At 75.0% G+C, this 12,803-nt stretch carries 14 protein-coding genes; 8 read left to right on the forward strand and 6 right to left on the reverse strand.

Going from position 1 to position 12,803, the window contains the following annotated elements; translation table 11 throughout:
* Position 1: 1 nt before the first annotated feature.
* From SCATT_RS30835 to SCATT_RS30850, 4 genes are all read left to right on the forward strand, one after another.
* Complete coding sequence (locus tag SCATT_RS30835; RefSeq protein ID WP_014151465.1) at positions 2-1,030, forward strand: LacI family DNA-binding transcriptional regulator; 1,029 nt, start codon at positions 2-4, stop codon at positions 1,028-1,030.
* A gap of 324 nt (positions 1,031-1,354) precedes the next feature.
* Positions 1,355-2,284, forward strand: coding sequence for a glycoside hydrolase family 18 protein (locus SCATT_RS30840; protein ID WP_014151464.1), 930 nt, complete (start codon positions 1,355-1,357; stop codon positions 2,282-2,284).
* A gap of 256 nt (positions 2,285-2,540) precedes the next feature.
* Positions 2,541-2,906, forward strand: a complete 366-nt coding sequence (locus SCATT_RS30845) for a hypothetical protein (protein ID WP_014151463.1) — start codon at positions 2,541-2,543, stop codon at positions 2,904-2,906.
* Positions 2,907-3,087: 181 nt separating this feature from the next.
* Positions 3,088-3,270 (forward strand): hypothetical protein, encoded by a 183-nt coding sequence (locus tag SCATT_RS30850; RefSeq protein WP_014151462.1) that lies wholly within the window; start codon positions 3,088-3,090, stop codon positions 3,268-3,270.
* Positions 3,271-3,311: 41 nt separating this feature from the next.
* On the opposite strand, the gene SCATT_RS30855 is transcribed toward SCATT_RS30850, so the two are convergent.
* Positions 3,312-3,683: a peptidase inhibitor family I36 protein gene (locus SCATT_RS30855; RefSeq protein ID WP_014151461.1), complete on the reverse strand. Its 372-nt coding sequence runs from the start codon at positions 3,681-3,683 to the stop codon at positions 3,312-3,314.
* A 242-nt stretch (positions 3,684-3,925) separates the two neighbouring features.
* On the opposite strand from SCATT_RS30855, the gene SCATT_RS30860 reads away from it, so the two are divergent.
* Positions 3,926-4,687, forward strand: a complete 762-nt coding sequence (locus SCATT_RS30860; RefSeq protein WP_014151460.1) for a methyltransferase domain-containing protein — start codon at positions 3,926-3,928, stop codon at positions 4,685-4,687.
* 4 nt (positions 4,688-4,691) lie between these two features.
* On the opposite strand, the gene SCATT_RS30865 is transcribed toward SCATT_RS30860, so the two are convergent.
* Together SCATT_RS30865 and SCATT_RS30870 are read right to left on the reverse strand one after the other, a co-directional pair.
* Entirely contained in the window at positions 4,692-5,363 is a 672-nt protein-coding gene (locus SCATT_RS30865) for a response regulator (protein ID WP_041823674.1), read from the reverse strand.
* Positions 5,364-5,365: 2 nt separating this feature from the next.
* Entirely contained in the window at positions 5,366-6,559 is a 1,194-nt protein-coding gene (locus SCATT_RS30870; protein WP_014151458.1) for a sensor histidine kinase, read from the reverse strand.
* A 188-nt stretch (positions 6,560-6,747) separates the two neighbouring features.
* On the opposite strand from SCATT_RS30870, the gene SCATT_RS30875 reads away from it, so the two are divergent.
* Entirely contained in the window at positions 6,748-7,728 is a 981-nt protein-coding gene (locus SCATT_RS30875; RefSeq protein ID WP_014151457.1) for an ABC transporter ATP-binding protein, read from the forward strand.
* Positions 7,725-8,504, forward strand: a complete 780-nt coding sequence (locus tag SCATT_RS30880; RefSeq protein ID WP_014151456.1) for an ABC transporter permease — start codon at positions 7,725-7,727, stop codon at positions 8,502-8,504. The genes SCATT_RS30875 and SCATT_RS30880 overlap by 4 nt, the downstream gene beginning before the upstream one ends.
* 6 nt (positions 8,505-8,510) lie before the next feature.
* Here the strand turns inward: SCATT_RS30880 and SCATT_RS30885 are convergent, their stop codons facing one another.
* Positions 8,511-9,077 carry a hypothetical protein gene (locus SCATT_RS30885; protein ID WP_014151455.1) on the reverse strand — a complete coding sequence of 189 codons (567 nt, stop codon included), beginning with the start codon at positions 9,075-9,077 and terminating at the stop codon, positions 8,511-8,513.
* A gap of 258 nt (positions 9,078-9,335) precedes the next feature.
* Here SCATT_RS30885 and SCATT_RS30890 point away from each other — a divergent pair, with 258 nt between their 5' ends.
* Entirely contained in the window at positions 9,336-9,818 is a 483-nt protein-coding gene (locus tag SCATT_RS30890) for a hypothetical protein (protein WP_231904918.1), read from the forward strand.
* A 13-nt stretch (positions 9,819-9,831) separates the two neighbouring features.
* On the opposite strand, the gene SCATT_RS30895 is transcribed toward SCATT_RS30890, so the two are convergent.
* Positions 9,832-11,391 (reverse strand): glycosyltransferase family 39 protein, encoded by a 1,560-nt coding sequence (locus tag SCATT_RS30895; RefSeq protein WP_014151453.1) that lies wholly within the window; start codon positions 11,389-11,391, stop codon positions 9,832-9,834.
* Between the two features lie 170 nt (positions 11,392-11,561).
* The gene (locus SCATT_RS30900; protein ID WP_014151452.1) at positions 11,562-12,659 is read right to left on the reverse strand and encodes an alanine racemase; all 1,098 of its coding nucleotides are present in this window, start codon (positions 12,657-12,659) and stop codon (positions 11,562-11,564) included.
* Positions 12,660-12,803: the final 144 nt, after the last annotated feature.

Genomic DNA, 12,803 nt, shown 5'->3' on the forward strand with positions numbered 1-12,803 from the left:
GATGAGCAGGCCCACGATCGGTGACATCGCCGCCCGGTCCGGCGTCTCCAAGGGCGCGGTGTCGTTCGCCCTCAACGGCCGGCCCGGGGTGAGCGACTCGACCCGGGCCCGGATTCTGCGGGTGGCCGAGCAGATGGGCTGGCGCCCGCACAGCGCGGCCCGGGCGCTCGGTGGCGCCAAGGCCGGCATGGTGGGCCTGGTCTCCGCCCGCCCGGCCCGCACGCTGGGCGTCGAGCCCTTCTACGCCCAGCTCATCTCCGGCCTCCAGGCGGGGCTCTCCGGCCACGGCGTGGGGCTGCAACTGCTGATCGTGGAGTCCATCGAGGCGGAGATCGAGACCTACCGCAGATGGCACTCGGAGCACCACGTGGACGGGGTGGTCCTGTTCGACCTGCGCGCCCGCGACCCCCGGGTGGCCGAACTGGAGCGCTCCGGACTGCCGTGCATCGTGCTGGGCGGGCCGGGCAAGCACGGCTCGCTGCCCAACGTGTGGGCCGACGACCGGGCCGCGATGCTGCGGATCGTGGAATACCTGGCCGCGCTGGGCCACCGCCGCATCGCGCACGTGGCCGGGCTCCCCGACTTCTGGCACACCCAGCGGCGCACCAGGGCGCTGCGGGACGCGGCGCGGCGGCTCGGCCTGACCGACGCCACCTCCTCCCCCACCGACTTCAGCGACGCGGAGGGGGCCACCGTCACCCGTACCCTGCTCTCCCGCCGACCCCGGCCGACCGCGATCGTCTACGACAGCGACATCATGGCGGTGGCCGGGCTCGGGGTGGCGATCGAGATGGGGCTCTCGGTCCCCGGCGACCTGTCGATCGTGGCCTTCGACGACTCGGTGCTCGCCCGGCTGATGCACCCCTCGCTGACCGCGCTGACCAGGGACACCTTCGCGCTGGGCGAGCTGCTGGCGGCGGCCGTGCTGGAGGCGGTGGCCGGCGGTCCGGCGCAACGCAGCGTGCAGGCGCCCACCCCGGAACTGGTGGCCCGGGAGAGCACGGCGCCACCGCGTGAGGTGGCGAGCTAAATCGGTCAAGTAGCCGCCCGCGCCGCCGAGTCGTGTCGCGACGCCTTGACAGCGCCGGGCGGGCGGAGCATAGTCCGGCGATCAGAGCGCCGCGCGGTACGGGTGTTGTCGCGTCAGGGCGCCGCTCGCCGAACGAAGACACCGGGCGGGCGGCGGCCCGTTCCGTACCGCGGACCACATCGCACCGACCGCACCACGCGACCGGTGCCGCCCCGTCGGCGCCCGGGTATCCGTCATCGGCACCGGCTCCGCAACCGCTCCGTCCGTCCCGCCCGGCCGCGGCACGTCCCGTCCCGGCCGGCTTCCGATCCCCGGAGGCATCCCATGCCGATCGCTCCAGGCCGACCGCGGGCGCTGCTGCCCGCCGTGCTGGCCGCCGTGCTGGCGTGCGTCTTCGCCGTCACCGGCACCGCCCGCGCGTCCGCGGCCACCGCCCGCCACGTCGTCGCCTACTACCAGACCCAGTACGTCACCAACGCCGACGGCAGCCAGACCTACGTCTCCCCACGCCCGCTCGGCGGCACCGCCACCGACATCGAGCTGGCCGCCTTCCACCTCAACGGCGACGGCACCATCCACCTCAACGACGACCCGCCGTCCGCCGCCAAGTTCACCACCATGTGGTCCGACCTGGCCGCCCTGCAACGCTCCGGCACCCGGGTGGAGGCCATGCTGGGCGGCGCCGCCCAGGGTTCCTACGCCAACCTGCACGCCAACTTCGGCAAGTACTACGGCCTGCTCCGCACCACCCTGCGCACCTACCACCTGAACGGCATCGACCTCGACATCGAGGAGTCGTTCTCCCTCGCCGACACCAAGCACCTGATCTCGCAACTGCGCGCCGACTTCGGCAGCGGCTTCGTCATCACCCTGGCCCCGGTCGCCACCGACCTGGCCGGCTCCTCCGCCTTCTCCGGCGGCTTCAGCTACGCCTCCCTCGAACAGCAGGCGGGCTCCCAGATCAACTGGTACAATGCCCAGTTCTACTGCGGCTGGGGCGACCTGAGCGATACCTCCTCCTACGACGACGTCGTCGCGGCCGGCTTCTCCGCCAGCCGCGTCGTCGCCGGCACCGTCACCAACCCCGACAACTGCTCCGGCTACGTCTCCCCCGACCAACTCACCTCCACCATCACCTCCCTCGTCTCCTCCTACCCCGACTTCGCCGGCGTCGCCGGCTGGGAATACTTCAACTCCCTCGGCCCCTCCGGCCCGGCGAGCTGGTTCCAGTCGGTGAAGAACGCCATGTCGTAACGCCCGATCCCTGCCGCCCCGACGCCCCGGGACCGGCCGGTGAGGTCCGGTTCCCGGGGGGTCGGGGCGGTCGGCGCGCCCGGTCTACGCACGTTCCCGTCGCGCGGCGATCCCGGGAATCCGGTTCCGGGTACGTCGTCCGTAGACTCCAGGGACTACGCGCCGACCTCGGCCCCACCAGCGGTGACGAACGGGTCGCCGAACTGACCGCCGGGATCGGGTCGTTGACCACCACGGCGTGATGAGAGGTGCACGCATGTCGCAGACCACCGGTGCGCGGTTGTTCCGGGAGGCGTGGATCGCGGGTGTCCGGGCGCATTTTCCGGGTGAGCCGAAACCCGGTTACGTCACGCCGTGGGAGGAGACGCCGGAGTGGGAACGTGAGGCCGCCGGGGCGGTGTACGAACAGGTCCGGCAGTTCCTCGACCTCAGTGGCGGGCACGCCGCGCGGCTCAGCCGTGAGCAGAAGGGCCGGTTCGTGGCGGTCTGCTGGACGGCCCAGATGTACAAGCACTTCGAGGACCCCAAGCCCGCGTACGTGGCCGACTGGCCCGACCTGCCGGGGTGGCAGCGGGAGACCGACACCGACATCTTCGAGGCGATCGAGAAGCACCACGTGTAGGACCGGGCATTCCGGCCCCCCGGTAGGGTGACCGCCATGGCAGCGGGGTGGCGGTACGTCGTCGTGCCGGTGGTGTTGCTGGTCGCGGGGGTGGGGCTGGAGTTCGCGGCGGGGCCGGGGAGCGGGGGCCGGGTCTTCACGTACGAGAGGAAGATCGACGGCAGGCTGTACGTGCGGGCGGGTGGGTGGGTCGGACGGCGGGACGCGGGTGGTGTACGACCCGGCCGGTCCGGACGACGCGGCGGGACTGTGGCATCTGCTGGCGCTGCGGTGGCTCGGGCTCACGATTGCGCTCGGGCTGCTGGGCGTCGGTGCGGCGGGGCTGGTGGCGCGGCTGCCGTTCCGCGCGGCGTCCCGGGCGTGAGGGGCGGACGGAACCCGGCCGGGTTCCGTCCGCGGGGGCGGTCAGGCCCAGCGGTGGGAACGGATCTTGTAGCTGCCGGTCAGGTTGCCCCGGCCGTTGGGCCCGGTGCTGCCGACGCGGTCGCGGAAGTTGGTGGACAGGAAGTATTCCCGCTTCCGCGGACCGTTGTTGAAGACGGAGCGCACGTTGGCGCTGGGCGCCCACGGGCACTTGACGTAGGTGTCGTAGGTCCGCGCCTCCTTCCACTTGCAGATGGAGCCCTCGCCGTTGACCCAGGAGAACTCGCAGAAGTAGCCCTCCGGGCAGCGGTCGTAGCCGCTGGTCGCGGGGGTCGCCGAAGCGGCCGGCGCCACCCCGGTGGCCAGCAGCGCGGTGGCGCCGAACGCCACCATGGCCGCACGCAGGATACGCATGGTCGTCCCTCCTCACATGTCCTGCTTGTCTGACTACTGTGAGTGATGCGGCGAGGAGAGAGGGGCGAAACATCCCGATACGTCGGCACCGTCGATCCGGCCTCGCCGCCAACAGGGCATATGCCAGTGAAATGGGCGTACGTCGCCGCCGAGTTGGCCGGATGGTCGTCCTTCGTGTGGGTGAGCTGGGGGTTCGGGCGTACGGAGGGCGCGTCGTGCGGCGGACGGGGCAGGATGGTGCGATGACCGACCTCTCCCGCGCCCGTTCGTTCGACCGGGCCGCCGCGCGGTACGCGGCGAGCCGCCCCTCGTACCCCTCCGCCGTGTTGGACGCCGTCGAGGCGGACGCCGGGCGTCCGCTCGCGGGGGCCAGGGTCGCCGACGTGGGGGCCGGGACCGGGATCGCCACCGCCCTGTTGCGCGAGCGCGGCGCCGACGTGGTGGCCGTGGAGCCCGGCGCCGGGATGGCGACGCAGTTCCGGGCGGCCCTCCCCGGGCTGCCGGTGGTACGCGGCGACGGCAACGCGCTGCCCATGACCGGCGGTTCGCTCGACCTGATCACCTACGCGCAGTCGTGGCAGTGGACCGACACCACGCGTTCCGTACCGGAGGCGCTGCGCGTCCTGCGTCCGGACGGCGCCCTCGCGGTGTGGTGGAACACGCAGGCGTCCGACGCCCCGTGGATCGCCGAGCAGCACCGGCGCGTCGCGGAGCACTGCGGGGTGGAACCGCCGGCCCGGGAACGCCCCGACGACGCCGAGGCCGTCCGGCTGGCCGGCCTCGACGGGCTGCGCGTGGTCCGCCACCGCATCCCCTGGAGCCGTACCGTCCCCCTCGACACCCACCTGGCCAACCTCGGCAGCCGCTCGGCGTTCCTGGTGCTGGACGAGGGACGCAACCGTGCCTTCTTCGCCGCCGAACGGGAGCGGCTGCGGGCGGTGTTCCCGGACGGGAGGGTGGAGGAGCGGTACGTGGTCGATCTGCTGGTGGCCCGCGGGGCGTGACGTTTCACCGCCGCTCGCCGGCAGGTCCGTCATCGGCGATCCCCGCGTCGTGGGCGAGCAGCCCGGCCTGGGTGCGGTTGACGCACCCCAGCTTGTCGAGCGTGCGGGAGACGTAGCCCTTGACCGTGGCCTCGGAGAGGAACAGCCGGGCGGCGATCTGCGCGTTGGACAGCCCCGCCCCGAGTCCGGCCAGCACCTGGACCTCCCGTTCGGTCAGCGTGCCGACCAGTTCGCGGGCCCGGTCGCGGGCGGTGAGGCCGTCCGTCGACGCCGCGACGAGCCGACGGGCGGCCGACGGCGACAGGACGGTGTGGCCCTGGGCCGCCGTCCGCACCAGCCCGATCAGCTCTTCCGGCGGGGTGGACTTGACCAGGAACCCGGTGGCGCCTGCCCGCAGCGCGCGCAGCACGTACTGGTCGGCGTCGAACGTCGTCAGCACCACGATGCGCGGCGGGTCCGCGAGCGCCGTGATGCGTTCGATGGCGGCGAGCCCGTCCATGCCCGGCATCCGCAGGTCCATCAGGACGACGTCCGGGCGGCTGCGCAGGACCGCCTCGACGCCGGCCGCCCCGTCGTGCGCCTCGCCGACCACCTCGATGTCCTCGGCCGAACCGAGAATGGTCCGCAGGAACACGCAGACCATGGGCTCGTCGTCCACCACCACGACCCGTGCCATGCTCACCCCACCGGTTCCACGGTCGGTACGTACGCGGGCAGCGTCGCCTCGACGCGGAACCCGCCGTCCGGGCCGGGTCCGGCGCGCAGCGTGCCGTGCAACAGCTCGATGCGGTGGCGCAGATGGGCCAGGCCGAGGCCGGATCCGGTGCCGGCGAGGGCGCCGGGTCCGCCGGTCGGCGCGGTGTTGCGCACCGTGAGCCGTATCCGCGCCGGGTCGTACTCGACCCGTACGGTGACCCGCGCGCCGGGCGCGTGCTTGCGCACGTTGGTCAGCGCCTCGCGCAGCACGCGGTAGGCGGTGCGGCCGACCACCGGTGAGGCGAGCGCCGGGTCGCCCACCTCGGTCAGTTCGGTCGGGACGCCTACGGCGGCGGACTCGGCGACGAGGTCCGCGAAGCCCGCGACCGAGGGCGTGCGGTCGCCGTCCGGGGCGGCGCGCAGGATGCCGACGAGGTCCCGGAGTTCGTCGAGGGCCTGGCAGCCGGCGGCGCGCAGTTCCTCCGCGGCCTGCCGGGTCGCCTCGTCCCCGGCCGTCACCCGCAGGGCTCCGGCCTGGAGCACCATCAGGCTCACCCGGTGGGTGACCACGTCGTGCATCTCGCCGGCCAGCCGGGCGCGTTCCTCGGCGCGGGCCTGTTCGGCGAGGAGATGGCGTTCGCGTTCGGCCCGTTCGGCCCGTTCGACCAGCGCCTGGACGAGTCGGCGGCGGGCGTCGAAGTAGAGCGCCAGCAGCGGGCCGAGGGCGGTGCGCAGCAGCCCGACCGTCATGACGCTGACCGACGGGTCCCACGGCCGCATGACGACCAGGGTGCACACGGCCAGGGTGGCGAAGGCGGCCGCGCGGTGGCGCCGGTGGTACAGCGGGGCGTAGGCCGCAGGCACGGTCGAGGCGGGCGCCCACATGGTCCCCGGGTGCGCCGGGGTCAGCGCGCCCCCCGGTGTGATCAGCAGCGTCAGCACGAGGGTGAACGCGCCGAGCACGCCGACCACGGTGATCGGCACGACACGGCGCAGCGCCAGCGAGGCGCAGGCCACCGCCTGTCCGCCCAGCAGGGCCCAGGCGAGCGGGCCCGGGTGCCGCGGCCACCAGCTGCCGCCGACCAGCGTGACACCGGTGTCGAGCAGCACGAAGGTGACCGCGAACGCCACGTCCACCGCGATCGGGTGCCGGCGGTGCCACGGTCCATCGGTCATGCGGCATACCGTAGGCCACCCGCGTCGCCGCTCCGCCCGCCCGGCCGGGATCGCCGACCTCCGTTCCGGGCGGACCCTACGAAAGTCGTATGCCGCCGGGGCGTCACCGGCCTTTCGTCGTCCCCGGAGCCGACCGCCCGCTCTGCCGCACGCCGGACCGGCTGCCGTGGAATGCGGGCATGGAACCCATGAGGAGACGTGACGACGGCCCGCACGGGCGCCCCCACGGGACGCCGGCGGTCGTGGTGGAGGCGCTGCGCAAGAGCTACGGCCCCGTACGGGCGGTGGACGGGGTGGACTTCACCGTGGGGCGCGGGGAGGTCTTCGCACTGCTCGGCCGCAACGGCGCCGGCAAGACCACCACCCTGGAGATCCTGGAGGGGTTCCGCGCCCGGGACGCCGGGCGGGTCGAGGTGCTCGGCCTCGACCCGGGCGACCGGGCCACCGCGCGCGTCCTGCGGGAGCGGACCGGGCTGGTGCTCCAGGATCTCGCGGTGGAGCCGTATCTGACCGTCCGCGAGACGGTCGCCCGCGACGCGGGGTACTACCCGGCGCCGCGCGACGTGGACGAGGTGATCGGCGCGGTCGGCCTCGCCGGGCTGGAGCGCCGGAGGGTCCGCGCGCTCTCCGGCGGGCAGAAGCGGCGCCTGGACCTGGCGCTGGGGCTGGTCGGCGACCCGGACCTGCTCTTCCTGGACGAGCCGACCACCGGGTTCGACCCCAACGCGCGCCGGTCCGCCTGGCGGCTCGTCCGGCGACTGCGCGACGCGGGGACGACGATCCTGCTCACCACGCATTCCATGGCCGAGGCGCAGGCGCTGGCCGACCGGGTCGCGGTGGTCTCCGGCGGACGGATCGTGGCCGAGGGCACCCCGGCGACGCTGGGCGGACGCGACACCGCGCGGGCCCGGATCCGTTTCGAGCCGCCGCCGGGGTGCCCGCCGGCCGAACTGCCGGTGGCCGCCGTGCCGGACGCGGACGGCCTGGTGGCGGTGGACTGCGCGGAGCCGACCGAATCGCTGCACCTGCTGACCGGCTGGGCGCTGCGCCGTGGCACCGTACTGGCCCGGCTGACGGTCGACCGGCCCAGCCTGGAGGACGTCTATCTGCGCCTGACCGGCCCGGACCGCGGCGTTCCGGAACCCGCCCCGGAAGGGGGCGTGCGATGAGCGCCGCACCGCGCCGGGGCGCCGCCCTGCTGTGGCACCAGATCCGCTACGAGCAGCTGACGTTCTGGCGCAACCCGCAGAGCGCGTTCTTCACCTTCGTCTTCCCGGTCGTGGTGATGGCGGTCTTCGGCGCGCTGTTCGGCGGCGTCGGGGCGACGGGGTTCTACTACGGGCGGTCCGCGCTCCAGTACTACACGGCGACCATCGCCGCGGTCTCCGTACTGGGCTCCTGCTACAGCCAGTTGGCGATCGTGCTGTCGGCGCGGCGGCAGCACGGCGTCCTCAAGCGCGTCCGGGCGACTCCGCTGCCGGCCGCGGTGTACGTCGCGGGTCTGCTGGCGCACTGCGTGCTGGTGAGCGTGGTGGACGTGCTGCTGATCGCCGGGGTGGGCCGGCTGTACGGGGTGCCGCTGCCCGCCATTTCGCGGTGGCCGGCGCTCGTCGTGGTGCTGGTGCTCGGCGCGGGCGCCTTCTGCGCGCTGGGGGTGGCGGTGGCCTCGCTGATCCGCGACGCGGAAGCCGCGCCGCCGGTCGTGCAGTTGGTGAGCTTCCCGCTCACCTTCGTCTCCGGGACGTACCTGCCGATCCACTCCGCCGCGCTGAACGCCGTCGCGGGCGCGCTGCCGGTGAAGCCCTTCAACGACGCGCTGCTGACCGCCCTGGCCTCCGGTGGCTCCGGGGTGCCGTGGCGGAGCTGCGGCGTCCTGCTGCTGTGGGCGACGGCCGCCTCGGCGGTGGCGGTCCGCCGCTTCCGCTGGGATCCCCGGCCGGAGTGACCGCGCTCAGGCCAGCTCCTCGATCACCGGTACCAGCCACCGTTCGTACGCCGCCGCGTCGTCCCGCAGGGCGTGGCTGACCAGGACGCGGGCGGCGGCGTACCGCAGGGCGAAGGCGCCGGCCAGCGGCAGCAGGATGACGTGGAGGTCGAACGGCCGCATGGCGCGGCCGAGTTGGACCGCGACCCCGCGGGCGAACCGTCCTTCGGCGCCGCGCCGTTCGCCGTGGGTCACCGCGTGGGCGTGCTCGCGTCCGCGGGCGGTGGTCCACTCCGTGGCGGCGGGGCCGCACTCGCTCAGCAGGGCGCCGAGTTCGGGCGCGTCGAAGCCGGGGTGGGCGCCGTCCGGGGCGTGCAGGGCGGCGTGCCACCAGCGGGCCCACAGCTCGGCCGTGCGGGGCGTCGCCAGGGCGGCGGGGCCGGGGAGCACGGGGACCTCGGGGGCGAGCGCGGGCACGTCGACCCCGGTGCGGGGCGGGCGCAGCCCCGCCGCGTCGCGCACGTACAACCCGGTCACCAGGGTGGTCGGGCTCGCGATCCGTATCTGCCAGCTCGGTGCTCGGGCCCTTCGCACACCTCCATCATCGTCCCGTACGGGCCGCGGGGCCACCGGTTTCCGGGCACCGGGGCGCCTGGCGCGGTACGCCCGGACCGCGCGCCCGGGGAAGGCCGGCGCGGCGTGCTTCGCCTGTCGGATCGCGGGCAGAAGAGAGCCACGCTGCCCGAGGGCCACGCCGCGGCGCCCGCGGTGCGTCCGGTGGAGGGCGGCGGTGGGGGTCCGATCCGCCGGCTACGGGGGACGGCATCGACCGACGGAGGCGATGTGCGGGTGATGGTGAACGATGACGAGGAGTTGACGCGGCGATGGTGCCGGCGCCGGTGGCCGGTGGAGCCGGACGTCCCGGCCGGGGAACATGACCAGGCGGAACGGGACCCCGTCCGGGTGCCGGGCGGACCGGCCGCCGTCGCCGGCCACGACGTGTGGAGCGCCGAGGTCGCGGTGGCCCGGATCTTCCGGATCGCGGCCGAACGGGTGCCCGGGGTACGGACCCGTGGCTGCCGGCTGTACGCGCTCGGCCCGCAGGGCCCGGACGACCACACGCATCCGTGGGACCGGCTGCCCCGCGGATCGCTGCGCGTGGTGCTGGAGTTGGACCTCGCGGCGAGACTGACCGCGAGAGAGGTGGTACCCGCCGTCCGGGAACAGGTGGCGCGCCTGTCCGGACGGCTGCTGCGCGGCATCGACCTGGCCGCCGTCGACCTGCTCGTCGTCGAGCGGACGGACGAGGGGAGCGGGCCGGTCCAGCCGGGCTGAGGTCCCGGCGCCCTCACCGGCGGCGCGCCCGGGGCTCCGGGCCCCGGGCGCGCGTCCGGTGCGGGAAGGCCGGGCGGCAGGCGCCGCGGCGGACGTACTCGGTGACCACCAGGCCGGGCACGCGGGAACGGTCGCAGGGCTCGAAGTCATGCCGCAGGGCACGCCACTTGGCGGCGTCCTGCGGGGTGTCGCCGGGGCCGGGACGGGCGGCGGGGTCGGTGACGGTGATGACCCGGGAGGTGGCGCGCATCCGTTCGCCGATGGCCCCGGCCGGCACCTCGGTGCCCACCAGCGTGCCGGAGGTCACCGCGTCACGGTCGAGCGCGAGGTCGGCCACGCCCCGGTAGTCGCGGGGGAAGGCGACCGCGGACTCCCGGCGTTCGGCGGGGATGAAGAGCACCCCCGCGCCGGGAGCGGCGTACTGGCGCACCACCCGGGCCGCCGCCGCGACGTCGTCGGTCCGGCTCTGCGCGGTACGCAACCGCACCGAGTACGGCAGCAGCGCCAGCGCCGTCGCCGCCACCACCGCCACCGGCCAGCCCCGGGGCACCCCGCGCCGTACCGCGATCCGCCGGACCGCCTCCACCGCGGCGCCCAGCAGCAACGCCAGCCCCACCTCGGCGTAGAACACGTACCGGCCCACGTACACCCGGTCCAGCAGCGACACCAGCAGCAGCGCGGCGGGCGGCACCAGCAGCAGCGGCAGCGCCACCGCGCACAGCCGGCCGATCCCCTTGACGCCCCGGGCCACCAGGGCGCACCCGAGCCCGGTCAGCGCCAGCGTGGCGAACCCCAGCAGGCCGCGCGGGCCCACCGGCGGTATCCACGCCACCTGCGCCGACTGCCGGCAGCTGACGGCGGCCAGCGGGGCCAGCCCGGCCGCGGCCACCGCCACCGCCACCCCCCACGCCCGCAGCGCCCGGAAGGGGGTACGGGTCACCGCCAACGTCACCCCGTGCGCCAGCAGCGCCAGCACCGCGAACTCGTGCAGCAGGCAGGCGACGAGCACGGTGACCGAGTAACCCGCCCAGCGCAGCGGCGAGTTGGCGGCCACCGCCCGCAGCAGCAGATGGGTGGCCGCCACCACGACCGCGCAGACCAGCGCGTAGGAGCGCCCCTCCTGCGCGTACCGCTGCACCTCGGGGATGACCGGGAAGACCAGTCCGGCGGCGAGCCCCACCCGGGGCCCGGCCAGCCGGCGGCCCAGCGCGGCGGTGCCGGTGGCGGCTGCCGCGATCGCCAGCACCGACGGCAGCCGCAGCGCCACCAGTCCGCCCGGGAACACGGTGAACAGGCAGTGCAGCAGCAGGTAGTACAGCCCGTGCACGGCGTCCACCGAGCCGAGCATGTGCCATATCTCGGCGAGGCTGCGCCGCGCGACCTCGTAGGAGGCGGCCTCGTCGCGCCACACGCTGCCGTGCCGGTCGATGCCCCACAGCCCGATCGCCAGCGCCAGCACGGCCGGCGCCGCCCGCGGCCACCACGCCGCGCGCCCCGCACGGCGCGGCGCCGTCCACCGGGTGCCCGGCCCCGCCGTGACCGGCGCCCCCGTCTCCGCCCGCAGCGTCACCATCGGGCACCGTGCGCCTTCTGCGGTCCTGCGTCGGCACGTGGCGGCGGGGGTATGACGGGGCAGGGCATGCGGCTCCGGCTTTCGGTGCGACGGGACGGGCGGGACGCGGGCGACGTGCGGAACGTTTCAGCGGCGCGGGACGGCCCGGCCGGGGCCGGCCGCCGGGGCCGTCAGCCGTTGGCCCCGCGGGCCGCCACCGGCCAGCGGTCCACGACCCCGGTGCCGTCGACGACCACCAGTTCGTCGACGAGGTTGACCGCGGCGCACACGTGGTTGGGCACCACGGCGACCAGCGAGCCGAGCCCTGGTGCCGCCGTCCCCGCCGGGAGGGTGACCGTGGCGTGGTGTTCCGACAGCGCCGTCACCGCGGCGCCGGGGAAGTCCGGGAGGTGGCCGTGGCCGGAGACCCACGGTGTGGTGTCGGCGCCGATGACCTTGCTCCCGGCGTCGAGCACGAAGCGGTCCGGGGCGGGCACGCTGACCACCGTGGCGAGGGCGTACAGCGCGATGTCGGCGGCGGCGCAGGAGCCCATGGCCAGTTGTGCCGCGTCGTTGAACACGTAGACGCCGGGCCGCAGTTCGTCCACCGGGCCGTCCGGCCGCCACCGTCCCGCGGTCGGGGTCGAGCCGCCGCTGACCACCCGGACGTCGAGGCCGGCGGAGCGCAGCGCCTCGGCGGCCTCGCCCAGCGCCCGTTCCTCGTCGCGCGCGGCCCGTTCCCTGGCCTGCGCGTCGTGTCCGTAGCCGTGTCCGGGGAAGGTGAAGACACCGGCGACGTCCAGCCCGGCGTCGGCCGCCGCGCGGGCCACCTCGACCGCGTCGGCGGGGCGCACCCCGGTACGGTGGTGGCCGCTGTCGATCTCCACCAGCAGTTGCACCGGCCGGTCGGCGCCGCGGACCGCCTCGCCCAGGCGTCGCGCGCCGGCCGCGGAGTCGGCGGCCAGCCGCAGCGCGGTGCGGTCCGCCAGCGCGCGCAGCCGGCGTGCCTTGCCCTCGTCGGCCCACAGCGGGTACCCGATGAACAGGTCGTCGGCCCCGGCCGCGGCGAAGACCTCGGCCTCCCCGATCGTGGCCACCGTCAGCCCGGTCGCGCCGGCCGCGAGCTGCCGCCGGGCGATCTGCGGGCATTTGTGGGTCTTGGCGTGCGGGCGCAGCGCGAAACCGGCGGTGCGGCCGGTCTCCGCCATCCGCGCGATGTTGCGTTCCAGCACCTCGACGTCGACCACCAGCGCGGGTGTGGTCACCGTGCCGACCAGCTCGTTCCTCATCCGTGTACCTCCAGCCGCCGAACACGCCCGGCACCCGCGGCGTGGTTCCCGGCGGCCCGGGCCGGCCCGCCACTGTCGTCGTCCATGGGCAGACAGTCTGGCAGCAGGCAGCCGGTACCGCAGCGGCAATACCGCACGGACCGG

It is taken from the genome of Streptantibioticus cattleyicolor NRRL 8057 = DSM 46488 (assembly GCF_000240165.1).
Taxonomy (GTDB): Bacteria; Actinomycetota; Actinomycetes; order Streptomycetales; family Streptomycetaceae; genus Streptantibioticus; species Streptantibioticus cattleyicolor.